The sequence below is a fragment of the Burkholderia cepacia GG4 genome (assembly GCF_000292915.1).
GTDB classification, from domain to species: domain Bacteria; phylum Pseudomonadota; class Gammaproteobacteria; order Burkholderiales; family Burkholderiaceae; genus Burkholderia; species Burkholderia cepacia_D.
Genome location: NC_018514.1, coordinates 625,779 through 648,211 on the forward strand (window position 1 = coordinate 625,779; position 22,433 = coordinate 648,211).

Annotated in this window: 24 protein-coding genes; 22 read left to right on the plus strand and 2 right to left on the minus strand. The window is 67.6% G+C overall.

Going from position 1 to position 22,433, the window contains the following annotated elements; translation table 11 throughout:
* Positions 1-311: 311 nt before the first annotated feature.
* A complete protein-coding gene (locus GEM_RS18640) occupies positions 312-518 on the plus strand; it encodes a hypothetical protein (RefSeq protein WP_014898921.1) in 207 nt (68 codons plus the stop codon).
* Between the two features lie 379 nt (positions 519-897).
* Positions 898-1,842 (plus strand): IclR family transcriptional regulator, encoded by a 945-nt coding sequence (locus GEM_RS18645; protein ID WP_014898922.1) that lies wholly within the window; start codon positions 898-900, stop codon positions 1,840-1,842.
* 99 nt (positions 1,843-1,941) lie between these two features.
* Here the strand turns inward: GEM_RS18645 and GEM_RS18650 are convergent, their stop codons facing one another.
* The gene (locus GEM_RS18650) at positions 1,942-3,021 is read right to left on the minus strand and encodes a porin (protein WP_014898923.1); all 1,080 of its coding nucleotides are present in this window, start codon (positions 3,019-3,021) and stop codon (positions 1,942-1,944) included.
* 448 nt (positions 3,022-3,469) lie between these two features.
* Between GEM_RS18650 and GEM_RS18655 the strand changes: the two genes are divergently transcribed.
* From GEM_RS18655 to GEM_RS18750, 20 genes are all read left to right on the plus strand, one after another.
* Positions 3,470-3,787, plus strand: coding sequence for a non-heme iron oxygenase ferredoxin subunit (locus GEM_RS18655; RefSeq protein ID WP_014898924.1), 318 nt, complete (start codon positions 3,470-3,472; stop codon positions 3,785-3,787).
* Position 3,788: 1 nt separating this feature from the next.
* Positions 3,789-4,100, plus strand: coding sequence for a recombinase-like helix-turn-helix domain-containing protein (locus GEM_RS18660; RefSeq protein ID WP_014898925.1), 312 nt, complete (start codon positions 3,789-3,791; stop codon positions 4,098-4,100).
* A 54-nt stretch (positions 4,101-4,154) separates the two neighbouring features.
* Positions 4,155-5,225 carry an aromatic ring-hydroxylating oxygenase subunit alpha gene (locus tag GEM_RS18665; RefSeq protein ID WP_014898926.1) on the plus strand — a complete coding sequence of 357 codons (1,071 nt, stop codon included), beginning with the start codon at positions 4,155-4,157 and terminating at the stop codon, positions 5,223-5,225.
* Positions 5,218-5,988, plus strand: a complete 771-nt coding sequence (locus GEM_RS18670; protein ID WP_014898927.1) for an SDR family oxidoreductase — start codon at positions 5,218-5,220, stop codon at positions 5,986-5,988. The genes GEM_RS18665 and GEM_RS18670 overlap by 8 nt, the downstream gene beginning before the upstream one ends.
* A gap of 34 nt (positions 5,989-6,022) precedes the next feature.
* Complete coding sequence (locus tag GEM_RS18675; protein ID WP_014898928.1) at positions 6,023-6,550, plus strand: cupin domain-containing protein; 528 nt, start codon at positions 6,023-6,025, stop codon at positions 6,548-6,550.
* 18 nt (positions 6,551-6,568) lie between these two features.
* Positions 6,569-7,465, plus strand: coding sequence for an alpha/beta fold hydrolase (locus GEM_RS18680; RefSeq protein WP_014898929.1), 897 nt, complete (start codon positions 6,569-6,571; stop codon positions 7,463-7,465).
* The gene (locus tag GEM_RS18685) at positions 7,462-8,319 is read left to right on the plus strand and encodes an IclR family transcriptional regulator (protein WP_014898930.1); all 858 of its coding nucleotides are present in this window, start codon (positions 7,462-7,464) and stop codon (positions 8,317-8,319) included. Before GEM_RS18680 ends, GEM_RS18685 begins: the two co-directional genes overlap by 4 nt.
* Positions 8,316-9,113: an SDR family oxidoreductase gene (locus GEM_RS18690; protein ID WP_014898931.1), complete on the plus strand. Its 798-nt coding sequence runs from the start codon at positions 8,316-8,318 to the stop codon at positions 9,111-9,113. The genes GEM_RS18685 and GEM_RS18690 overlap by 4 nt, the downstream gene beginning before the upstream one ends.
* Positions 9,106-10,773, plus strand: coding sequence for a thiamine pyrophosphate-binding protein (locus tag GEM_RS18695; protein ID WP_014898932.1), 1,668 nt, complete (start codon positions 9,106-9,108; stop codon positions 10,771-10,773). The genes GEM_RS18690 and GEM_RS18695 overlap by 8 nt, the downstream gene beginning before the upstream one ends.
* Positions 10,766-11,605 carry an aspartate dehydrogenase gene (locus tag GEM_RS18700; RefSeq protein WP_014898933.1) on the plus strand — a complete coding sequence of 280 codons (840 nt, stop codon included), beginning with the start codon at positions 10,766-10,768 and terminating at the stop codon, positions 11,603-11,605. The genes GEM_RS18695 and GEM_RS18700 overlap by 8 nt, the downstream gene beginning before the upstream one ends.
* Before the next feature lie 98 nt (positions 11,606-11,703).
* Positions 11,704-13,194 (plus strand): aldehyde dehydrogenase, encoded by a 1,491-nt coding sequence (locus GEM_RS18705; protein WP_014898934.1) that lies wholly within the window; start codon positions 11,704-11,706, stop codon positions 13,192-13,194.
* An 18-nt stretch (positions 13,195-13,212) separates the two neighbouring features.
* The gene (locus GEM_RS18710) at positions 13,213-14,175 is read left to right on the plus strand and encodes a VOC family protein (RefSeq protein ID WP_014898935.1); all 963 of its coding nucleotides are present in this window, start codon (positions 13,213-13,215) and stop codon (positions 14,173-14,175) included.
* Complete coding sequence (locus GEM_RS18715; RefSeq protein ID WP_014898936.1) at positions 14,172-15,416, plus strand: NAD(P)/FAD-dependent oxidoreductase; 1,245 nt, start codon at positions 14,172-14,174, stop codon at positions 15,414-15,416. The genes GEM_RS18710 and GEM_RS18715 overlap by 4 nt, the downstream gene beginning before the upstream one ends.
* A gap of 38 nt (positions 15,417-15,454) precedes the next feature.
* Entirely contained in the window at positions 15,455-16,855 is a 1,401-nt protein-coding gene (locus tag GEM_RS18720; RefSeq protein ID WP_014898937.1) for an MFS transporter, read from the plus strand.
* A 172-nt stretch (positions 16,856-17,027) separates the two neighbouring features.
* Positions 17,028-17,579 (plus strand): GNAT family N-acetyltransferase, encoded by a 552-nt coding sequence (locus GEM_RS18725; protein ID WP_014898938.1) that lies wholly within the window; start codon positions 17,028-17,030, stop codon positions 17,577-17,579.
* Between the two features lie 99 nt (positions 17,580-17,678).
* Complete coding sequence (locus GEM_RS18730) at positions 17,679-17,906, plus strand: DUF3079 domain-containing protein (protein WP_014898939.1); 228 nt, start codon at positions 17,679-17,681, stop codon at positions 17,904-17,906.
* Between the two features lie 192 nt (positions 17,907-18,098).
* On the plus strand, positions 18,099-19,766 hold the full coding sequence (gene hcp / locus GEM_RS18735; RefSeq protein WP_014898940.1) for a hydroxylamine reductase: 1,668 nt from the start codon (positions 18,099-18,101) through the stop codon (positions 19,764-19,766).
* Between the two features lie 13 nt (positions 19,767-19,779).
* Complete coding sequence (locus GEM_RS18740) at positions 19,780-20,802, plus strand: 2Fe-2S iron-sulfur cluster-binding protein (RefSeq protein ID WP_014898941.1); 1,023 nt, start codon at positions 19,780-19,782, stop codon at positions 20,800-20,802.
* A gap of 119 nt (positions 20,803-20,921) precedes the next feature.
* Positions 20,922-21,323 carry a PPC domain-containing DNA-binding protein gene (locus tag GEM_RS18745; RefSeq protein ID WP_014898942.1) on the plus strand — a complete coding sequence of 134 codons (402 nt, stop codon included), beginning with the start codon at positions 20,922-20,924 and terminating at the stop codon, positions 21,321-21,323.
* 76 nt (positions 21,324-21,399) lie between these two features.
* Positions 21,400-21,804, plus strand: a complete 405-nt coding sequence (locus tag GEM_RS18750; RefSeq protein WP_051138002.1) for a hypothetical protein — start codon at positions 21,400-21,402, stop codon at positions 21,802-21,804.
* Positions 21,805-21,989: 185 nt separating this feature from the next.
* Here the strand turns inward: GEM_RS18750 and GEM_RS18755 are convergent, their stop codons facing one another.
* On the minus strand, positions 21,990-22,238 hold the full coding sequence (locus GEM_RS18755) for a hypothetical protein (protein WP_014898944.1): 249 nt from the start codon (positions 22,236-22,238) through the stop codon (positions 21,990-21,992).
* Between the last annotated feature and the right edge of the window lie 195 nt (positions 22,239-22,433).

The following is a 22,433-nucleotide window of genomic DNA, read 5'->3' on the forward strand; positions in this document are numbered from 1 at the left end:
AGGCAGCCGCATCAGGCAGCCGGGGTCGTGACCCGTTTTTCGACCGATCCGGGCAATCGGTCGTCCATGCGGCACGTTGCCGCACGGGTGGGGTACCGTGCTGCGGGAATCTGCCGGCGAGGCCCGTGCCATATGGGTTTCAGGTGGATTTCATCGACCGCCCGGTTCCGATAGGCAGGTGAAAGCCCTGATGGTGCGTCGCAACATTCATTGACTAGACTGTCGAATGGCAGAAACGCGCCGAGAGCAGGCGCACCTTTTGGACATGCCCGAGCGTCGCCGATGCGACGCGCAGGGCAGGAGCACAACCCGTGACCGTACTGGACTCATCCCTCGAACCCTCGCTGCACGTCTTCGAACAAGACGGCGGATGGCAATGGGCGCTGACGGTGAAGCGGGCGTCCGGCGTCGGTGTGAAAGTCGTTGCATTCAGCACCGATGGCTTTCGCGGCGAAGCCGACGCGTACGCCGCCGGTCAGCTCGCGCGCGCCGAGTATGACGACGCCGTGACGGCCTGACGCCACGGCGCGCCGATCCCGTTCGCGGATCGGTGCGGTCGTTCATTGGCACACGTTTTTCCATTCGTCTCCCCCTTGCACATCGACCGTGATTGCGTCGCCCGATCTCGCGCGTGACGCGTCGCGAACGCGTATCGAGTAGGGCCAGCGCGCTGCCGCCGCGCGCGGCGACGTTCCGGTGGGCAGCCCTGTCTATCGCTGTTATCCTTTCGATCGCGTCAGGCTATACGGCAGTCCGCCTGTCCGGTCCGGCGCGCCGGGCTGTCGGCCGCCTGCGCCGGATCGTGTTGATCCGGTCCGGTCGAAAATCCATAATCAAGCATTGCGGGTCTTTCGTGAACGCTTCCATTCCGTCCATGTGCACAGGGTCAACTCAACGATGAGCGGTGCACCGAAACCGCCGGCCAGGCCGGCAAGCGCGCCGCGCGCGGCAGCAAGCGACGACGCCGACAACGACGCGTCGAAGCAGGGCGCGGGCGACGACGAATCGTCCGGCGGCGCGTCGTCGTATCTGGTGCCGGGGCTCGAACGCGGGCTGCGGATCCTCGCCGAATTCTCCGCGCGCGAGCCGGTGCTCGGCGCGCCCGAGCTGTCGAAGCGCATCGGCATCCCGCGCACGACCACCTTCCGCCTGCTGCAGACGCTCGAAGCGCTCGGCTTTCTCGAACGCGTGAACGGCGATCGCTATTTCCGGCTCGGTGTCGGCGTGCTGCGGCTCGGCTTCGAATACCTGAATTCGCTCGAACTGACCGATCTCGGCACGCCCGTGCTCGAACGGCTGCGCGACGCGACGGGCCTGTCGACGCACCTGCTGATCCGTGACCAGCGCGATGTCGTGTTCGTCGCGAAGGCGCAGAGCAACACGTCGATGTTCGGTTCGGTGAAGGTGCACGTCGGCACGCGGCTGCCCGCGCACGCGACCGTGCACGGCCATGTGCTGATGGGCGACCTCACGCGCGACGCGCTGCGCCAGCTCTATCCGGAAAAGCGGCTCGAGCAGTTCACCGAGCGCACGCCCGGCAGTGTCGACGAACTGTACGAGCGCGTGCGCCACTACGCGCGGCTCGGCTACGCGGTCAGCGAGGCCGCGTTCGAAAGCGGCATCTCGGCCGTGACCGCGCCGGTGCGCGACCATTCGGGCGCGATCGTCGCGGCGATCACCGCGACGGTGCCGCGCTCGGAGATCGGCGAGGCCGGCGAGAAGGAACGGCTCGTCGAAGCAGTGTGCGGCGCGGCGGTCGACCTGTCGCAGCGCCTGAACTACCGGCCGCTCGAAAGCGACCCGACGTTCGCGCACGCCCGTCACCGGGTCGCGATGTTCTGACCCGTCGAACGGCCGCAGCGCGCGGCTTCGCCAACGCAAAGAGCAGCCCGCGGGCTGCTCTTTGCGTTTCCGGCCTCGGGCGCGTGCGCCCGGCGCCGCTCAGAACGAGTGGTGAATGCCGGTCAGCACGATCACCTGGTTCGCGGTACTCGACGTGCCGGCCGTGAAGAACGCGGCCTTCGCGCCGCCCGACCCGTGCTCGTACAACACGTTCGCGTAGAGCTGCGTGCGTTTGGACAGCGAGTAGATGTCGCCGAGCTCGACCTGGGTCCAGCGGCGGCCGGCCAGCGTCGTGGTCGCCGCGCCGCCCGCGATCGTGTTGAACGCGCTGTTGCGGTAGTTCACGCCCGCGTCGTAGCTCTGGAACGTGTCGGAATACCCGTTCGACTGCATCTTCGTGCGCGTGTAGAGGCCATGCACGAGGAAGTCGCCGAACTGGTAGGACGCGCCCGCGCCGATGTTCTCGACCTTGTTTGCGATGTAGCCGTTCGCGGTGTTCTGCCCCTGGAACGACGTAATGCCCGTCTGGCTGATCAGGATCGAGCGATCGTGTTCGTTCGAGTAGACGGCCGACGCCCTGAACGACCCGTTCGAGTAGTTCAGCGCGGCGCCCACCGACTTGCCGGTCGAGAAGTTCGTCGTGTTGCCGAGCGCCATCGTCGCCGCGGCCGAGAAGCCGGCGAAGCTCGGCGAGCGGTACTTGACCGAGTTGTTGTACGGCACGTTGCCGGTCGCAGCGAGCCCGTCGATGTTGCCCGGGTGGAACGCATACCAGCTCATCGCGAGGTAGGCCGTGCTGAGCGGATCGAGATAGTCGAAGCTCAGCGGGGTCTGGCGCCCGAGCGTCAGCGTGCCGTAGCGGTCCGAACTGAGGCCGACGAACGCCGAGCGGTTCCAGATGGTGTTCGCGGTCGCGAACTGGCCGTTGTTCGTATAGAAGCCGTTTTCGAGCTGGAAGATCGCCGACAGGCCGCTGCCGAGGTCTTCCTTGCCCTTCAGACCCCACCGGTCGGGCTGGGTATTGCCCTGGATCATCGCCCACTTCGCATGGCCGCCGACGTTGTTCACGTAGGCGACGCCGGCATCCATGCTGCCGTAGAGCATCACGCTGCTCTGCGCCCAGGCGCCCGACACGGCGCCCATTCCGATGACTGCTGCTGCTACCGCATGCTTGACCATTTGATCTCCTGACTCTCCAAACCTGATGAAAACGTGCCGTGGCGGCTGGCGCGGGGACGGCCATCCGTCGCGCGTTTCCTGCCGCCGGCCGGGCATTTCTTGTGTTCCATATAAGGAACAATGTGCCTCTGATGGAATGGAGTATAGAGGCGCTGTGCCGATGGTCAAAAATAAATTTATCGGGACGGATGGGAAATCGGACGCTGCGCCACACGGACCCGAGCATCCCGGAAAACCCGCTTAAATCCCTGCCTTTAAAGAAGAAATCGTGTCTGGCGTGGGGGTCGGAGATGATCGTCGGGCTGGCGGTCGGTGTTTTCCCTAGGGCATGCAGCTTTTTGTTTTACTCGTGGAAAGTCGCTCCTATAATCACCATCCATAAACTGCTGTTCCGGATATGGAACAAGTCCGGAGCGAACCGAGAGTCGATCAGAAGGAAGGGTGTGAGATGTCTGAACAATGGATTTGCGCCGGGCACGCCGGCGCGCTGTCGGAAGACACGCCGATCGAGTTCAAGCGGACCGACGGCGTTGAAATCGGGATCTACCGCGTCGGCGACGAGGTGTATGCGCTCGAGAACGTGTGCCCGCATGCGTACGCGCTGCTGACGCAGGGGTTCGTCGACGAAGGCACCGTCGAATGCCCGCTGCACGAGGCCGTGTTCGACATCAAGACGGGCGAATGCCTGAAGGGCCCGGGCGGGCGCGCGCTGAAGCAGTACGCGGTGCGCCTTGCCGGCGAGGAAATCCAGATCAAGGTGGAATGACATGAAAGAAGCGACCGTCAACTTCAATCCCTTCCTGAAGCCGTGGGTGGCGCCGCAGCCGAACAACGTCGCCGGCAAGGGGCAGATCGAGATCCCGGGGCAGGTCGAGAACCGTGTCTGGCAGAACCGCAAGGCGGAGCCGACCCAGTACGAGAACGACCTCGGCGATGCGCTCGAACGCGTGTTCGAGAGCGGCGCGACCGAGCTGGACGATGTCGTCGCGGGCCTGAACCGCATCGGCTTCCGCGCGCCGGACGGCACGGCGTGGACGGCCGAGCGCTTCCGCGCCGAAATGGCCTCGCTGGCGGAATGAGCCCGCGCACCGCGTGACCGCCGACCCGACGACAACCGCATCCGGAGCACACTGATGACGTTCCCCGCACAACACGAAGTCCAACACGACCCGGTCCGTGACTACCTCGACCGCGGCATCAAGAACTACTGGTATCCCGTTGCACCGAGCTGGCAGGTATCGAATGCGCCCGTCGGCCTCACGCGCCTGTCCGAGCAGATCGTGCTGTGGCGCGATCACGAAGGCAAAGTCCACGCGCTGGAAGATCGCTGCCCGCACCGCGGCGCGCGCCTGTCGCTCGGCTGGAACCTCGGCGGCAACATCGCCTGCTGGTATCACGGCGTTGAAATCGACGGCGGCGGCACGGTCAATCGCGTGCCGGCGGTATCGAACTGTCCGCTCGAAGGCACGAAGTGCGTGAAGTCGTATCCGGTCGAAGAGAAGGCCGGCGCGATCTTCCTGTGGTTCGGCGACGAAGCGCACGGCGAGCCGGCGCCGCTGAACCTGCCGGAAGAACTGGTCGCCGACGAGTACGGCCACTTCCTGTGCGTGTCGAACTGGAAGTGCAATTACCAGTACGCGATCGATAACGTGATGGACCCGATGCACGGCGCGTACCTGCACGCGACGTCGCACTCGATGGCCGAAGGCGACAAGCAGGCCGAGATGCGCGTGCGCAAGACGGAAACGGGCCTGATGTTCGAGAAGGTCGGCCAGCGCGACGTGAACTTCGACTGGGTCGAGCTCGGCGAAACCGGCTGCCTGTGGATGCGCCTCGCGATTCCGTACAAGCAGAAGTTCGGCCCGGGCGGCAACTTCGGGATCATCGGCTTCGCGACGCCGGTCGACGGCGACAACTGCCAGGTCTACTTCTGGCGTACCCGCAAGGTCAGCGGCTGGCAGCGCGACGTGTGGCGCTTCATGTACCGCAACCGCCTCGAGGGTCTCCATTGGGACGTGCTCGAGCAGGATCGCTACGTCCTCGAAAGCCTCGCGCCGCACGCACGCGATCACGAATACCTGTACCAGCACGACGTCGGCATCACGCGCGTGCGCCGGATGCTGCGCCAGCGTGCGCAGGAACACCTGTCCGCGCTCGACGCGCACCGCGCGGCACAAGCCGCATCGGAGCCCGCGAATGGCTGAGTTCGCTCCGGTCGTGTCGCTGCCGGGGCGCCGCGTGCTCGTCACGGGCGGCGCGCGCGGTCTCGGCGCGGCGTTCGTGAAGGCACTGGTCGCCGCGGGCGCGCAGGTCGCGTTCGGCGACGTGCTCGTCGAAGAGGGCCGTGCGCTGGCCGCGCAGCTCACGCAAGCCGGCCACGCCGCGCATTTCTTTGCGCTCGACCTGGCCGATCCGGCGAGCGTCGACGCGTTCGTCGCGCAGGGCGCGGCGGCGCTCGGCGGCATCGACGCACTGATCAACAACGCGGCGATCACCAACTCGGGCGGCAGGCTGTCGACGGAACTCGACGTGTCGACCTGGGATGCCGTGATGAACGTGAACGTGCGCGGCGTGTGGCTCGTCAGCAATGCGGCGCTGCCGCACCTGGCGCAGTCGGGGCGCGGCGCGATCGTGAACCTCGCCTCGGACACCGCGCTGTGGGGCGCGCCGAAGCTGCTCGCGTACGTCGCCAGCAAGGGCGCCGTGATCGCGATGACGCATGCGCAGGCCCGCGAGTTCGGCGCGCACGGCGTGACGGTCAATGCGATCGCGCCCGGGCTCACCGAAGTCGAGGCGACGGCCTACGTGCCGGCCGAACGCCACGCGTTCTACATGCAGGGCCGCGCGCTCACGCGTGCGCAGGTGCCCGAGGACGTGACGGGCCCCGTGCTGTTCCTGCTGTCGGACGGCGCGCGCTTCGTGACGGGTCAACTGCTGCCGGTGAACGGCGGCTTCGTAATGAACTGAATTGAAGTTTTCACTCGGAATGAAGGAGAGGACGATGGCGGACGCAGATCTCGAACGCAAGTCGTGGGACCAGCCGGAAGACGCAAGCTTCGGCGACTGGATGGAAGGGCGTGTCGCGCGCTACGAAACGCGGCGCTACGACTGGGACGCGCTGAAGTTCCAGGCCGACTACGACCCGAAGTACCGCCGTGCGCAGATGCGCTACGTCGGCACCGGCGGCACGGGCGTCGCGAAGGACGTCAACACGGTGCCGGCCGGCAACTTCACGTTCTCGACGATGGTCATCCCGGCCGGCAACATCGGCCCGAGCCACATCCACATCGACGTCGAGGAAATCTTCTTCGTGCTGCGCGGCAAGATGAAGGTGATCTGCGAGCGCGACGGCGAGACCTGGGAAGCGATCCTCGGCGAGCGCGACCTGATCTCGGTGCCGCCGGGCGTGTATCGCACGGAAATCAACATCGGTGAGGAAGATGCGCTGATGTGCGTGATGCTCGGTTCGTCGAAGCCCATCACGCCGACCTATCCGCCGGATTCGCCGCTCGCGAAGATCAAGCGCTGAGACGGAGCGGAGCAAGCCATGAGTGTCATCGACAAACGTGAACGCGACCGCACCGCGGCATTCGCAGCGCTGCTCGGGCAGTTTCCCGAACAGCGCGGCGCAGCCGGCGCGGCGGGCACGATCGGTTATCGCGAGGCCGGCGCGCAGCATGCGGGCCACGCGTTGCCCGTCGTGCTGCTGCATGGGATCGGCTCGGGTGCCGCGTCGTGGGTGCGCCAGCTCGACACGCTCGGCGCGTCGCGCCGCGTGCTCGCGTGGGATGCGCCCGGCTACGGCGTGTCGACCCCCGTGCACGGCGCGTCGCCGGCGGCCGCCGATTACGCGGCGTCGCTGAACGCGTGGCTCGAGGCACTCGGCATCGAACGCTGCGTGCTGGTCGGGCATTCGCTCGGCGCGATCATCGCGGGCGGGTTGGCCCGCGTGATGCCCGCGCGGATCGCCGGGCTGTTGCTGATCTCGCCCGCGGGCGGCTACGGCAGCGCGCCCGCCGAAACGCGCGACACGCGCCGCGATGCGCGGCTGGCGATGCTCGACGAACTCGGCCCGGCCGGGCTCGCCGAGCAGCGCAGCGGCAACATGCTGTCGGGCTTCGCGAGCGAGGATGCGCGTGCGTGGGTGCGCTGGAACATGGCACGCATCGTGCCGGCCGGCTACGCGCAGGCCACGCATCTGCTCGCGAACGCCGATCTCGCGTCCGATCTCGCCGGCTTTCGCGGCCGCACGGCGGTGGCGGTCGGCGCGAACGACGCGATCACGCCGCCGGCCGCATGCGAGCGGATCGCCGCGGCCGTGCACGTCGGGCTGCAGGTGATTCCGCAGGCCGGTCATGCGGGGTACGTGGAGGCGCCGGCAGTCTATTCGTCGCTGATCGACACGTTCTGTCGTCAATGCGACCGTCAACGGGGTCTGGAATGAGCGAACCGTTGCAACAACAGGACGCAGATAACGCGAAGTCCGAGGCCAACTACGTGGTGCCTGGCCTCGAACGCGGACTGCGGATCCTCGCCGAATTCTCGCCGCGCGAGCCGGTGCTCGGCGCGCCGGAACTGTCCAAGCGCCTCGGGATTCCGCGCACGACGGTGTTCCGTCTGCTGCAGACGCTCGAATCGCTCGGCTTTCTCGAGCGCGCGGACAAGGATCGCAATTACAAGCTGGGCATCGCCGTGCTGCGGCTCGGCTTCGAATACCTGAGCTCGCTGGAGCTGACCGATCTCGGCCTGCCGGTGATCGAGAGCCTGCGCGACGCGACCGGCTTCACGACGCACATCGTGATCCGCGACGGCCGCGACGTGGTGTTCGTCGCGAAGGCGCAGAGCCAGTCGCCGGTGTTCAGCTCGATTCGCGTGAACGTCGGCACGCGGCTGCCCGCGCATGCGACGACCCACGGCCACGTGCTGATGGGCGACCTGTCGCTTCAGGCGCTGCGTGCGCTGTATCCGGAAGGCACGCTGAACCGGATGACGAGCGCGACGCCGGAATCGGTCGACGCGCTGTATGAAGTGATCCGCGAGGATGCGCTGCGCGGCTACGGCGTCAGCAATTCGTCGTTCGAGCGCGGCATCTCGGTGGTCACGGCGCCGGTGCGCAACGACACGCAGAAGATCGTCGCGTGCATCACGGTGACGGTGCCGCGGCCGGAGATCGACGCGGCGCTGATCGCCGATGGCTTGATCGACAAGGTGCAGCGCGCGGCGGCGGAACTGTCGCGGCGGCTCAATTACCGCTCGGACGACGAGCACACGTTTCTCAAAGCTTTAGGACTGCGATGATTCAGATCGATCTGACCGGGCAGGTGGCGGTGGTGACGGGCGGTTCGTCCGGCATCGGCCTCGCGACTGCCGAACGGTTCCTGCAGGCCGGCGCGTCGGTCGCGATTTGCGGCCGCGACGGCGAGCGCCTCGCGCGCGCCGAAGCGATGCTCGGCGAAAAATATCCGGGCGCGCAACTGCTCGCCGTGCGCTGCAACGTGCTCGACGAAGCCGACGTGGCCGCATTCGCGCAGGCCGTGTCCGAGCGCTTCGGCCGGGCCGACATGCTGGTCAACAACGCAGGCCAGGGCCGCGTGTCGACCTTCGCGGAAACGACCGACGACGCATGGCGCGAAGAGCTCGAGCTGAAGTACTTCAGCATCATCCGCCCGACCCGCGCGTTCCTGCCGCTGCTGCGCGACGCGCAGGCGCCGACGATCACCTGCGTGAACTCCCTGCTCGCGCTGCAGCCGGAACCGCACATGGTCGCGACGTCGTCGGCGCGCGCGGGCGTGCTGAGCCTCGTGAAGTCGCTCGCGACCGAGTTGGCGCCGCAGCGCATCCGCGTGAACTCGATCCTGATCGGCATCGTCGAGTCGGGGCAGTGGCGCCGCCGCTACGAAGCGCAGGCGCAAGCCGGCGAAAGCTGGGAAGACTGGACGGGCGCGCTCGCCCGCAACAAGAACATTCCGCTGAACCGCTTCGGCAAGCCCGACGAGGCAGCCTGGGCACTTTTTTATCTCGCAACGCATCTGTCGTCCTATACGACGGGCAGCCATATCGACGTTTCTGGAGGTTTTGCACGCCATGTCTAAAAAAACCACGGTTGGCGAGCTGATTGCCGCCTTTCTCGAGCAGTGCGACGTCAAAACCGCATTCGGTGTCATCTCGATCCACAACATGCCGATCCTCGACGCGATCAACTCGCGCGGCAACATCCGGTATGTCGGCGCGCGCGGTGAAGCGGGCGCGGTGAACATGGCCGACGGCCTGGCTCGCGTGTCGGGCGGCCTGGGCGTCGCGTTCACGAGCACCGGCACGGCGGCGGGCAACGCGGCCGGCGCGATGGTCGAGGCCCTGACGGCCGGCACGGCGCTGCTGCACATCACCGGGCAGATCGAGACGCCGTACCTGGACCAGGATCTGGCATACATCCACGAAGCGCCGGACCAGCTGACGATGCTCGACGCGATCTCGAAGGCCGCGTTCCGCGTGCGTACGGTCGAAACCGTGCTGCCGACGATCCGCGAAGCGGTGCGCATCGCGCAGACCGCGCCGACGGGCCCCGTGTCGGTCGAGATTCCGATCGACATCCAGGCCGCTGAAATCGAATGGCCGGAAGACCTCGCACCCGCACATGTCGCGGTGCGCGAACACGACGACGCACGCGTCGCGAAGCTCGCCGACGCGCTGGCGGCCAAGCGCCGTCCGCTGCTGTGGCTCGGCGGCGGCGCGCGTCATGCGCGTGCGGAAGTCGAACGCCTGGTCAAGCTCGGTTTCGGCGTCGTGACGAGCGTGCAGGGCCGCGGCGTGCTGCCGGAAGATCATCCGGCGACGCTCGGCGCGTTCAACGTCCACGCATCCGTCGAAGCGTTCTACAAGACCTGCGACGCGCTCGTCGTGGTCGGCTCGCGCCTGCGCGGCAACGAGACGCTGAAGTACAAGCTCGCGCTGCCGCAGCCGCTGTTCCGCGTCGACGCCGATGCGCTCGCCGACAACCGCGGCTATCGCAACGAGCTGTTCGTGCACGGCGATTCGAAGCGCGTGCTGGCCGAGCTGGCCGATCGCCTCGAAGGCCGCCTGTCCGTCGATCCGCAGTTCGCGGCCGACCTCGCGGCGGCGCGTGAGCAGGCCGTCGCCAGTGTGGCGGAGGGCCTCGGGCCGTACAAGAAGCTGGTCGACACGTTGCAGGGCGCGGTGGGCCGCGACTACAACTGGGTGCGCGACGTAACGATCTCGAACAGCACGTGGGGCAACCGCCTGCTGAAGATCTTCGAACCGCGCGCGGGCGTGCATGCGCTCGGCGGCGGCATCGGCCAGGGCATCCAGATGGGCATCGGCGCGGCGCTGGCCGGCTCGGCGGCGAAGACGGTCTGCCTGGTCGGCGACGGCGGCCTGATGGTCAACGTCGGCGAACTCGTGACGGCCGTGCAGGAAAACGCGAACGTGATGATCGTGCTGATGAACGACCAGTGCTACGGCGTGATCCGCAACATCCAGGACGCGCACTACGGCGGCCGCCGCTGCTTCGTGCAACTGCACCAGCCCGATTTCGCGCAGTTCTGCGCGAGCTTCGGCCTCACGCACTACCGGATCACGTCGCTCGACCAGGCGGAAGCGATCGTGCGCGAAGGGATCGCGAAGGAAGGCCCGGTGATGGTCGAAGTCGACATGCTGTCGGTCGGCTCGTTCACGTCGGCATTCGCGGGCCCGCCGGTGAAGAAGGAAGCGCCGTCGGAGCGCCAATATGCTTAACGGACGCCACCACGGCCACGGACACGGGCATGCGCCCGTCGACGTCGCGATGATCGGCTTCGGCGCGATCGGTGCCGCCGTGTATCACGCGGTCGAGCACGATGCGTCGTTGCGCGTCGCGCACGTGATCGTGCCCGAGCACCAGCGCGACGCGGTGCAGCGTGAGCTCGGCGGTGCGGTGGAGGTCGTGTCGTCGGTCGACGCGCTGGCCCGCCGCCCCGAGTTCGCGCTCGAATGCGCGGGCCACAGTGCGCTCGTCGATCACGTCGTGCCGCTGCTGAGGGCCGGCACCGATTGCGCGGTCGCGTCGATCGGCGCGCTGTCCGATCTCGCTCTGCTCGACGTGCTGTCGCAGGCTGCCGACGAAGGCGATGCCACCGTGACGCTGCTGTCCGGCGCGATCGGCGGGATCGACGCGCTGGCGTCGGCAAAGCAGGGCGGCCTCGACGAGGTGCTGTACGTCGGCCGCAAGCCGCCGCTCGGCTGGCTCGGCACGCCCGCCGAGGAACTGTGCGACCTGCGTGCGATGACCGAAGAGAAGGTGATCTTCGAAGGCACCGCACGCGACGCCGCGCGGCTGTACCCGAAGAACGCAAACGTCGCGGCGACGGTTGCGCTGGCGGGCCTCGGCCTCGACGCGACGCGCGTGCGCCTGATTGCCGATCCGGCCGTCGAGCGCAACGTGCACCGCATTACCGCACGCGGCGCATTCGGCGAGATGTCGCTCGAAATGAGCGGCAAGCCGTTGCCCGACAACCCGAAGACTTCCGCGTTGACCGCGTACAGCGCGATCCGCGCGCTGCGCAATCGCGCGGCCCGCTGCGTGATCTGAGCGGACCGCCCGGTCGACCCGGCCATTCGGGCCATTGAACGGCCGCCTGCGCCACGGCGCGGGCAGCTGTGCAGAGACAGATTTGTGGGACTTGTGACATGACTCCATTCGATACGAGCCTCGTACCCAACGGCGACATCCTGATCGGCGGCGAGTGGCGGCGCGGCCGTGGCGCGCCTTTCGCGAGCATCTATCCGGCCGACCAGTCGCTGAACATGGAAGTTTCGACAGCGAACGCGGAAGACGCGGCCGAAGCCGTCGTGGCTGCCGATGCCGCGTGGCGTCGCGCCGACTGGGCCGGGCTCAAGCCGCACCAGCGCGCGCTGGTGCTGTACCGGATCGCCGACCTGATCATGCAGCGTCACGAGGCGCTCGCGAACCTGCAGCGCCGCGACAACGGCAAGCCGATCGGCGAGACGCGCGTGCTGGTGGCCAGCGCGGCCAACACGTTCCGCTATTTCGCGGCCTGCCTCGAAACGCTCGACGAGGAACTGACGCCGTCGCGCGGCGATTACCTGACGATGAGCGTGCACGAGCCGATCGGTGTGATCGCGGCGATCACGCCGTGGAACTCGCCGATCGCGTCCGACGCGCAGAAGCTCGCGCCGGCGCTCGCCGGCGGCAACGCGGTGGTGCTCAAGCCGGCCGAAGTCACGCCGCTCGTGTCGCTCGCGCTGGCCCGCATCTGCGAGGAAGCCGGCGTGCCGAAGGGCGTGCTGAGCGTGCTGCCGGGCAAGGGCTCGGTGATCGGCGACGTGCTGGTGCGTCATCCGCTCGTGAAGAAGGTGTCGTTTACCGGCGGCACCGAAGTCGGCCGCGGCATCGCGCGCATCGCGGCCGAAAAGCTGATGCCCGTGTCGCTGGAACTCGGCGGCAAGTCGCCGACGATCGTGTTCGACGACGCGGATCTCGATCACGCGGTCAACGGCGTGCTGTACGGCATCTTCAGTTCGTCGGGAGAAGCCTGCATCGCGGGTTCGCGCCTGTTCGTGCAGCGCGCGGTGTACGACGAATTCATGCAGCGGCTGGTGGCCGGCGCACGCAAGCTGCGCGTGGGCGACCCGACGCGGCCCGACACGCAGATGGGCCCGCTGATCACCGCGAAGCATCGCGAGTCGGTGGAGCGCTACGTCGCGCTCGGGCTGGAAGAAGGCGGCCGCCTGCTGTGCGGCGGCGAGCGGCCGTCGGGCGACGGGCGCGAGGACGGTTTCTTCTATCAGCCGACGATTCTCGAAGGCTTGCCGAACAGCGCACGCATCTGCCAGGAAGAAATCTTCGGGCCGGTGCTGGTCGCGATGCCGTTCGACGACGAAGCGTCGCTGATCGCCCAGGCGAACGACAGCGTGTTCGGTCTCGCCGCCGGTATCTGGACGCGCGACTACAAGCGCGCGTGGCGCACCGCGCGTGCGCTCGAGACGGGCACCGTCTGGATCAACACGTACAAGCTGTTCTCGATCTCCACGCCGTTCTCCGGCTGGAAGGAGAGCGGAATGGGACGCGAGAAGGGGCGTCTCGGCATCCGCGAGTACATGCAGCAGAAGAGCCTCTACTGGGGCTTGAACGACGCGCCGCTGCCGTGGGCGAACTGAGCGAAGGGGAATGACGCAATGAGCATCTTGGGTATCGAGCAGATCACGTACGGTGTCGACGACCTCGCGACGTGCCGGCGCTTTTTCGCCGACTGGGGGCTGAAGGAAGTCGCGCACGACGACACGCGCGCACGCTTCGAAACGTTGAACGGCTGCACCGTGCTGGTCGTGAAGGCCGACGATCCGTCGCTGCCGCCCGCGTTCGAAGCGGGCCCGACGCTGCGTGAAGTCACGTGGGGCGTCGCGACGCAGCAGGAAGTCGACGCGCTGCGCACGAAGCTGGCCGGCCAGCCCGGCTATTACGCGCAGGACGATGCGGTCGGCTGCATTGATCCGAACGGGATGGCGATCCGCATCGAGGTGACGCGCAAGCGTGCACTCGACATCACCGGCTCGCCGTCGAACGTGTGGGGCCAGACGGTGCGGGTCGACCAGCCGAGCCCGATCTACGCGCGCGCCGAGCCGGTCGAGGTCGGACACGTCGTGTTCTTCACGAACTGCCTCGACGCGCAGGAAAAGTTCTATCACGAGCTACTCGGCTTCGAGACGTCGGACCGCTACCCGGGCCGCGGCGCGTTCATGCGCTGCGCGCCGCACGGCGGCCACCACGACCTGTTCCTGCTCGCGCTGCCGAATGGCAAGCGCGGCCTGAACCACGTCGCGTTCACCGTGCGCGACATCCACGAAGTGTTCGGCGGCGGCATGCACATCGACCGCTGCGGCTGGGAAACGCAGCTCGGCCCGGGTCGTCACCCGGTGTCGTCCGCGTACTTCTGGTACTTCCAGAATCCGGCCGGCGCGCTGATCGAGTACTACGCGGACGAAGACGTGCTGACGCCCGAATGGCAGCCGCGCGAATTCGAACCGGGCCCGACCGTGTTCGCCGAATGGGCCGTCGACGGCGGCCTCGACGGCAACACGCGCCGGCAGAAGAACGCGAAGGCGCCGGAAGGCAAGTTCATGACGGAGCGCAAATCATGACCGAAGCGAACACACCGGAGTCGGCCGCGCCGGGCACGGTCGTCGTGATCGGCGGCGGCCAGGCTGCAGGCTGGGTGCTGAAGACGCTGCGCGCGGAAGGCTTCGCGGGCCGCCTCGTGATGATCGCGGATGAACCGCACCTGCCGTACGAGCGCCCACCGCTGTCGAAGGCCGTGCTGGCCGGCGATGCCGACATCGAGACGGTGCGCGTCGTGCGCCCGGACGAATTCGACACGCTGAATGTCGAGGCGTGGCAGCCGGAACGCGCGGCGTCGATCGATCGGGCACGCCGCGTGGTGAAGACCGAAAGCGGCCGCGAGATCGAATACGACCGGCTCGTGATCGCGACCGGCGGCACGTCGCGCCGCTTGCCGGATGCGATCGTCAAGACGCCGAACCTGCATTACCTGCGCACGCTCGACGAAGCGGCCGCGCTCGGCGAGAAGCTGCGCGCGAGCCGGCGCGTGCTCGTGATCGGCGGCGGCTGGATCGGCCTCGAAGTCGCGGCGACCGCGCGCAAGCTCGGCGTCGAGGCGGTCGTCGTCGAAGGTGCGCCGCGCCTGTGCGGGCGCTCGGTGCCGCAGATCGTGTCGGACTTCCTGCTCGACCTGCACCGCGCGAACGGCGTCGACGTGCGTCTCGGCGCGGCGCTCGCATCGCTCGACGTGCAGCAGGACGACGCATCGAAGGTGCGCGCGACGCTCGCGGACGGCACGACGATCGACGCCGATTTCGCGGTGGCCGGCATCGGTCTCGCGCTGAATGCGTCGCTCGCGAGCGACGCGGGGCTGGCGCTCGACGACGGGATCGTCGTCGACGAATTCGGCGCGACCAGCGACCCGGCGATCTTCGCGTGCGGCGACGTCGCGAACCATCACAACGGCTGGCTGAAGCGGCGCGTGCGGCTCGAATCGTGGGCGAACGCGCAGAACCAGGCGATCGCGGCCGCGAAGGCCGTGCTCGGCGTGCGCGCGCCGTATGCGGAGATTCCGTGGTTCTGGTCCGATCAGTACGACGTGAACCTGCAGATCCTCGGCGATCTGCCGGCGGATGCGCAGCTCGTCGTGCGCGGCGATCTCGCCGCGCGCCGTGCGACGCTGTTTTTTGTGGGCGACGGGCATGTGAGAGGTGTCATCGCCGTGAACAACGCACGTGAGCTGAAGCTCGCGCGCAAGTGGATGAACCAGGGCCGGGCAGTCGATACGGAAGCCCTGGCAGACACGTCCAAAGCGCTTGCCTGACCGGCCAAGCCGGTACAAAGATCCAGGAGACACCCCGCATGAGCACTTTCGACAACGTCGTGGCCGGCAGGGCCACGACGGAAGCTGCCGCCTCCACGCCCGGCGCGATCATCGCGCGGCTCGAGCGGCTTCCGGCCAACTCGATGCAGATCCGCGCGCGCGTGCTGATCGGCACCGCGACGTTCTTCGACGGCTTCGACGTGATCACGATCGCGGCGACGCTGCCGCTGCTGATTCACAAGTGGGGGCTGTCGCCGACGCAGATCGGCATGCTGATCGCGTCCGGCGCGATCGGCCAGCTGATCGGCGCGTTCCTGTTTCCGGCGCTCGCCGAGAAGCATGGCCGCGTGAAGGCGATCGCGTGGAGCTCGGCCGTGATCGGCATCACCAGCATCGCGTGCGGGTTCGCGCCGACGTTCGAGGTGTTCGTGCTGCTGCGGATCCTGCAGGGGCTCGGGCTCGGCGGCGAACTGCCGGTCGCGGCGACCTATATTAACGAGATCACGCGTGCCCACGGCCGCGGCCGCTTCGTGCTGCTGTACGAAATCGTGTTCCCGATCGGCCTGCTGGTGTCGATGGCGCTCGGCGCGTGGCTCGTGCCGCGGTTCGGCTGGGAGATCATGTACTTCGTCGGCGGGCTGCCGCTGATCCTCGCGCTGGTGCTCACGCGTGTCGTGCCGGAGTCGCCGCGCTGGCTCGCGTCGCGCGGACGGCTCGCGGAAGCCGGGCGCGCGGTGGGCGTATTCGAAGCGTCGGTGCGCGGCGAGCTGCCGCCGGTCACGCAGGTTGCCGCGTTCGACGAGATGGTGCGCCAGCATCCGAAGCGCCGGATGAGCGACCTGTTCAGCGCCGCGTATCGCAAGCGTACGCTCGCCGTGGCGACGCTGTGGGCAACCTGCGGGTTCATCCAGTACGGGCTGTCCACGTGGTTGCCGACGATCTACAAGAACTTCTATCACGCGCCGCTGCAGCTCGCGCTGAACCTTGCCGTGATCGGCTCGGTGATGGGTGTGTTCGGCTCGCTCGCCTCTGCGCTGCTGGTCGACAAGCTCGGCCGCAAGCCGGTGATCGTGTGGTCGTTCGTGCTGTGCGCGCTGTCGCTGGCGCTCGCGGGCATCTATCACGCGTCGTCGGTGTATGTCGTCGCGGTCTTCTGCTCGCTGTCGCTCGGGTTGATGGCGTCGGGGTTCATCACCGCGTACGTCTATACGCCGGAACAGTATCCGACGAGCATCCGCGCGTCCGGTTGCGGGCTCGGCAGCGCATGGCTGAAGATCGCGTCGTTCGCCGCGCCGATGATCGTGCCGCACGCGATCATCGGCGGCAACCTCGCGCCGGCGTTCTACCTGATCGGCGTCGTGCCGCTGATCGCGGCGGTGACTGTCCACTTCGTCGGGATCGAGACGAAGGGGAAGGTGCTCGAAGCGCTGGAAGCGTAAGCGCGGCCGGCAGCAACGGCTGACGCGAATGGCCCGGACGATGTCCGGGCCGTTTCGTTTTCGGGGTGCGCGACAGTGACATGCCGGTGCCGGGCAGGGCGGGCACGCGCGATAGCCGCCCAGCGGCGTGCGTGTTCTAATTCACGATCCCGTTTTTCATCCGGCCGTCGCGATGCCCATGTTCGAACCCGTCACGCTGCATACGTCCCGCCTCGTTCTGCGTCCGCTTCGCGAAGCGGACGTGCACGCGTTGTTCGACATCTGGTCGGATGCGGAAGCGATGCGCTATTTCTCGTTCGCACCGCTCGCGGACCTGCAACAGGCCGTCGAGCGCGTTGCGCGCAACCTGGCGACGACCGCCAGCGGGCAGGATCTCGTCTGCGTGCTTGAAGCGCGGGACACCGGCGAGGTGTTGGGCGAATGCGTGCTGTTTCATGCGCACGAGCAATGCCGGCGTGCCGAGATCGGCTTCAGCCTGCGTCGCCGATACTGGCGCGGCGGGTATATGCGCGAAGCGGCGTCGGCGCTCATCGCGCACGCGTTCGATACGCTGCGCCTGAACCGGATCGAGGCGGACATCGATCCGCGCAACGTCGCGTCGGCACGGCTGCTCGAGCGGCTCGGTTTCGTCAGGGAAGGCGTGCTGCGCGAACGCTGGATCGTCGGCGACGAGGTGTCGGACAGCGCGCTGTACGGGCTGCTCGCGAGCGAGCATCGCGGGTAGCGCGGCGGCGCAGGTGCGAACGAATGCCGCATCGGCATCATTCGCCGCGCGGACTAGAGTCGAACGGTAGCGGGCACAACGACACCGGGACGACGAACCATGGCCAAGAAATTTCCGCTGCATCCCCTGCATCCGGAACGGATCTGCTGGGGATGCGACAACTACTGCCCGACGCATGCCATGCGTTGCGGCAACGGCTCCAGCCGCACCCAGCACCCGTGCGAACTGCTCGGCGAAGACTGGTATCGATACGGCGACTGGGGCATCGACTGCGCGGATGACGAAAACGAACCGGCACGCGCCGCGCCGGCTGGCGGGCAGGCGTAGCGACAAGTTGTCCCACCGCGCGCGGGCGGTTTCTTGATCTGCGTCACGGTGGCCGAAGCCGCGCCGAAACATCATGAAAAAGATGCATAGAACACGCATCTTGAAGCGGGCGGGATGCCCGGCGGCCCGGAACATGATTCCCGCCGCCGATCGCGCCGACCCGCGCCCCCATGATCGAGAAAGGAGAGCACCGTGTTTTGCTATCAATGCGAACAGACCGACCGGACCGGCGCACGGCCCGGCTGCGCATCGGCGAAGGGCAACTGCGGCAAGGACGCGACGACGGCCGACCTGCAGGACCTGCTGGTTCATGCGGTGAAGGGCATCGCGCAGTACGGCGCGATCGCGCGCACGATGGGCGCGCCCGACCGCGACGCGGACCGGTTCGTGCTGTACGCGATGTTCACCACGCTGACCAACGTGAACTTCCATGCGACGCGCTTCGTCGCGCTGCTGCGTGAAGCGGCGCAGACGCGCGATCGCGTGAAGGCCGCGTGCGAAGCACACGCACGGGCCGCTGGAATCGCGGTGCCGGTGCTGCAGGGGCCGGCCGCGTGGCAGCCGGCGGGCGATCTGGCCGGCTTGCTGGCGCAGGCGGCGAGCGTCGGCATCGACGCGGGCCTCGACACGGTGGGCGCGGATATCGTCGGGCTGCGTGCGCTGGTGCTGTACGGCCTGAAGGGGGTGTGCGCGTATGCGCATCATGCGCGGGTGCTCGGCTACGAGCGCGACGATATCTACGAGGGCGTCGAGGCGGCACTCGCGTTCCTCGCGGATGAACCCGACGACGTCAACGCGCTGCTCGGGCAGGCGCTCGATCTCGGCCGCCTGAACCTGACGGTGATGGAGCTCCTCGACCACGCGAACACCGGCCGCTTCGGCGAGCAGCAGCCGACTGCGGTGCGCGTGTCGCCGGTGGCGGGCAAGGCGATCCTCGTATCGGGCCACGATCTCGGCGATCTGCATGCATTGCTCGAGCAGACGGCGGGCACCGGCATCCAGGTCTACACGCACGGCGAAATGCTGCCGGCCCATGCGTATCCGGCGCTGAAGGCGTTCCCGCACCTGGCCGGCAACTATGGCGGCGCGTGGCAGGACCAGCAGAGCGACTTCGCGCATTTCCCCGGGCCGATCCTGATGACCTCCAACTGCATCATCGAGCCGCAGCCGCAATACCGGCAGCGGATCTTCACGACCGGGCCGGTTGGCTGGCCCGGCGTGCGGCATCTCGAAGCGCACGATTTCTCGATGCTGATCCGCGCGGCGCAGGCGCTGCCCGGTTATCTGGCCACCGCGCCGGCGGAGACGATCACCGTCGGCTTCGGCCGGCATGCGGTGCTGGGCGTCGCAGACAAGGTGATCGACGCGGTGAAGGCCGGACAGATCCGCCACTTCTTCCTGATCGGCGGCTGCGACGGCGCGGCGCCGGGCCGCAACTACTACACCGAGTTCGCGGAGCAGGCACCCGACGATACGGTCGTGATGACGCTCGGCTGCAACAAGTACCGCTTCAACCGGCACGCGTTCGGCGACATCGGCGGCATTCCGCGCCTGCTCGACGTCGGGCAGTGCAACGACAGCTATTCGGCGATCCGGATCGCGACCGCACTTGCCGACGCGTTCGAGTGCGGCGTGAACGACCTGCCGCTGTCGCTCGTCATCTCGTGGTTCGAACAAAAGGCGGCGGCCGTGCTGCTGACGCTGCTCGCGCTCGGCATCCGCAACATCCGCCTCGGGCCGACGCTGCCGGCGTTCATCACGTCGGGCGTGCTTGCGGTGCTGGTCGAGCAGTTCGGGATCCAGCCGATCGGCGAGGCTGGTGCCGATCTTGCCGCGGCGCTGGCCCGCAAGGCTGCGTGAGCCGGATGGTTCGATGAGCTATCGAATCGAGATCACGACGCGCGACGGCCAGCCGTTCGGCTTCGACTGCGAGCCCGGCCAGGACTTGCTCGCGGCGGCGGCGCAGGCCGATATCACGCTGCCGTCGCAATGCCGGCGCGGCAGTTGCGGTGCGTGCCAGGCGACCGTCGTCGACGGCCCGTACGAGATGCAGGCGCACAGCGCCGCCGCGTTGCCGGCCGGCCAGCCCGGCACGGTGCTGCTGTGCCGGACGACGCCGCTCGGCGATCTGCGGGTCGCCGCGCCGTACGATCGGAGCAAGGTGCTGCTTCATCCGGTGCCGGTGCGCACCGCGCGGATCGCGGCGCTCGACACGATCGCGCGCGACACGATGCGCGTCGAGCTGCAGCTCGAGCCCGACGACGCGTTCGGTGCGGCGGCGGAGTTCGAAGCAGGTCAGTTCGCCGAGCTCGAGGTGCCGGGCAGCGGCTTGCGCCGGCCGTATTCGCTCGCGAACACGCGCAACTGGGACGGGCGGCTGGAATTCCTGATCCGGCTGCGGCCGCAAGGCTGGTTCTCGACCTACCTGCGCGAGCGGGCGCGGCCCGGCGACCCGCTGACCGTGCGCGTGCCGATGGGCGGGTTCGGCCTGTTCGCGGACAGCCTGCGGCCGCGCTGGTTCGTCGCGGGCGGCACGGGCCTCGCGCCGATCCTGTCGATGTTGCGGCGCATGGCCGAGTATCAGGAGATGGACGAGGCGCGGCTGTTCTTCGGCGTCAATGAGGATCGCGAATTGTTCATGCTCGACGAGCTGGAACGACTGCAGGCCGAGTTGCCGCAATTGCGGGTCGATGCGTGCGTGTGGCGGCCGGGCGCGGCTTGGTCCGGGTTTCGCGGTACGCCGGTCGATGCGCTGCGCGTGGCGCTCGGCGAGGCCGGCGGGTCGCCGGATCTCTACGTGTGCGGGCCGCCGCCGCTCGTGGAGGGGGCGCGGGAAGTTGCCGTCGCGGCCGGCATACCGGATGCGCAGTTCGCGAGCGAGCGGTTTACCGTATGACGCACGTGCCGCGCATCGCGGTGACGCGGGCGCGGCATTTCTTCAGGTGCACGACTTGCGGGATTGCATGGCCGAACGTACGCTTGGTCGACACCAGGTCAACGAGCGGAATATCGACCATGCAAGCCCATCCTCTGCGTCTTTCCCCCGGCGACGATCTGCGCGCATCCATCGAGCACGCATTGCATCGGCTCGGCGCACACGCGGCATTCGTCATCCAGGGAATCGGCAGCCTGAGCGTCGCGCAGTTGCGCTTCGCAGGCGTCGACGCACCGACCGAATTGCGCGCCGACCTCGAAATACTCACGCTTGCCGGTTCGGTATCGCCGGACGGCGCTCATCTGCATATGTCGGTGTCCGACGCACAGGGCCGTGTATCGGGTGGACACGTCGCGAGCGGTTGCGTGGTGCGCACGACCGCCGAGATATTGCTCGTCACGTTGCCCGCGCATCGTTTCTCCCGTGAGCCGGACGCGGTCACCGGATTCAACGAACTGATGATCCGGGGCGGGGCAGCGTGAAGGGTGAACAACCGCACGCGTTGTGGCCGGACGCTGGCGACAGCCGATTCGACGCGACGAACCGAAACGTCGTTGCATGCGTGACGAGGCAAATGTGAACGATCAGGGCAGGATGCTTGTTGCTGCGGCGCGAAACTGCGTCGCTCGAACCTGGACGGATGACCCGACGCCGTACGACGTGCTGCTTGGAGAAGCCCGGACCCTGCTCGAGCGGGCGCTCGACGACAACCCCGACGATATCGCCGTCTTGACCTGCCTGGGGGCCGTGCTGTGCGGCCTTCGCTTGTATGCCGAAGCACGCGAGTATCTGGTCGAGGCCATCCATCTGGGGTCGACGGACAGGAACACGTATTTCAACCTGTTTGTCGCGATGCTCGAGCATTCGAGCGTGGACGAAGCGCGGGCCGTGTTGAAGCGGGGCGCGGGGTTCGCGGCCGATCCCCTCACATGGGAGGCCTATTTCGACCCGCATGCCATGTAGGCGGCGGGCCGGGTCGGCAGGCGTTCATCGTGCGCGGATCGCGTGCGAACCCTGGACGTCGCCGGCACCCGTACCCACGTCCGTCGAAGCATCGAGCGGGCCCCTGACGGCGAACACCGCAAGCCGATGCGACTTCAGCTCGCGCGACATGACGGACACGCAACCCGCAGGTCTTCCGGTGCGTGTCAGTTGTTCGCCATCGCGACATCCTGGTTGCCGCGCCCGGTCACCAGGCAGCCGGACATGAATGCCTCGCTCTGGCTGCTGGCTGCCGCGCTGCCGAAGCCCCGGCTGAGCGCGTCGTATTTCACCTGCTCGGCACCCTGCGAGCACGCCGTCGGGCTGGCGTCGCGGCCTTGCGCATGCAGCAGCGCCCGATCGCCGATCAGGTAGGCCAGCAGCGCGAAAAAAGCGATGTGTACAACTCGTCTCATGGTTCGTCTCCTCGTCGCTCAAGCGTAACGCGGACACGTTTCGCAAAGCACTTGGGACTTCCCCCGGTAAACGTCTGCTGAAATCGAGGCTGGCCCCGGGGTGATCGCGTCCTGTTTTCTGCCGCGCGAACGAGGAAAAGGGCGGTGGCCGGCCGCACCGGAGCGCGATTGGCGCGAGTTTGACGAATGTCAGGG

Bases quoted from the DNA above. Each gene is read 5' to 3' on its own strand.
- GEM_RS18650 (WP_014898923.1), bottom strand. From the start codon at position 3,021: ATGGTCAAGCATGCGGTAGCAGCAGCAGTCATCGGAATGGGCGCCGTG.
- GEM_RS18720 (WP_014898937.1), top strand. From the start codon at position 15,455: ATGAGCACTTTCGACAACGTCGTGGCCGGCAGGGCCACGACGGAAGCT.
- GEM_RS18670 (WP_014898927.1), top strand. From the start codon at position 5,218: ATGGCTGAGTTCGCTCCGGTCGTGTCGCTGCCGGGGCGCCGCGTGCTC.
- GEM_RS18755 (WP_014898944.1), bottom strand. From the start codon at position 22,238: ATGAGACGAGTTGTACACATCGCTTTTTTCGCGCTGCTGGCCTACCTG.
- GEM_RS18740 (WP_014898941.1), top strand. From the start codon at position 19,780: ATGAGCTATCGAATCGAGATCACGACGCGCGACGGCCAGCCGTTCGGC.
- GEM_RS18725 (WP_014898938.1), top strand. From the start codon at position 17,028: ATGCCCATGTTCGAACCCGTCACGCTGCATACGTCCCGCCTCGTTCTG.
- GEM_RS18690 (WP_014898931.1), top strand. From the start codon at position 8,316: ATGATTCAGATCGATCTGACCGGGCAGGTGGCGGTGGTGACGGGCGGT.
- GEM_RS18655 (WP_014898924.1), top strand. From the start codon at position 3,470: ATGTCTGAACAATGGATTTGCGCCGGGCACGCCGGCGCGCTGTCGGAA.
- GEM_RS18700 (WP_014898933.1), top strand. From the start codon at position 10,766: ATGCTTAACGGACGCCACCACGGCCACGGACACGGGCATGCGCCCGTC.
- GEM_RS18730 (WP_014898939.1), top strand. From the start codon at position 17,679: ATGGCCAAGAAATTTCCGCTGCATCCCCTGCATCCGGAACGGATCTGC.
- GEM_RS18665 (WP_014898926.1), top strand. From the start codon at position 4,155: ATGACGTTCCCCGCACAACACGAAGTCCAACACGACCCGGTCCGTGAC.
- GEM_RS18695 (WP_014898932.1), top strand. From the start codon at position 9,106: ATGTCTAAAAAAACCACGGTTGGCGAGCTGATTGCCGCCTTTCTCGAG.
- GEM_RS18680 (WP_014898929.1), top strand. From the start codon at position 6,569: ATGAGTGTCATCGACAAACGTGAACGCGACCGCACCGCGGCATTCGCA.
- GEM_RS18705 (WP_014898934.1), top strand. From the start codon at position 11,704: ATGACTCCATTCGATACGAGCCTCGTACCCAACGGCGACATCCTGATC.
- GEM_RS18745 (WP_014898942.1), top strand. From the start codon at position 20,922: ATGCAAGCCCATCCTCTGCGTCTTTCCCCCGGCGACGATCTGCGCGCA.
- GEM_RS18660 (WP_014898925.1), top strand. From the start codon at position 3,789: ATGAAAGAAGCGACCGTCAACTTCAATCCCTTCCTGAAGCCGTGGGTG.
- GEM_RS18710 (WP_014898935.1), top strand. From the start codon at position 13,213: ATGAGCATCTTGGGTATCGAGCAGATCACGTACGGTGTCGACGACCTC.
- GEM_RS18685 (WP_014898930.1), top strand. From the start codon at position 7,462: ATGAGCGAACCGTTGCAACAACAGGACGCAGATAACGCGAAGTCCGAG.
- GEM_RS18750 (WP_051138002.1), top strand. From the start codon at position 21,400: ATGCGTGACGAGGCAAATGTGAACGATCAGGGCAGGATGCTTGTTGCT.
- GEM_RS18715 (WP_014898936.1), top strand. From the start codon at position 14,172: ATGACCGAAGCGAACACACCGGAGTCGGCCGCGCCGGGCACGGTCGTC.
- GEM_RS18675 (WP_014898928.1), top strand. From the start codon at position 6,023: ATGGCGGACGCAGATCTCGAACGCAAGTCGTGGGACCAGCCGGAAGAC.
- GEM_RS18645 (WP_014898922.1), top strand. From the start codon at position 898: ATGAGCGGTGCACCGAAACCGCCGGCCAGGCCGGCAAGCGCGCCGCGC.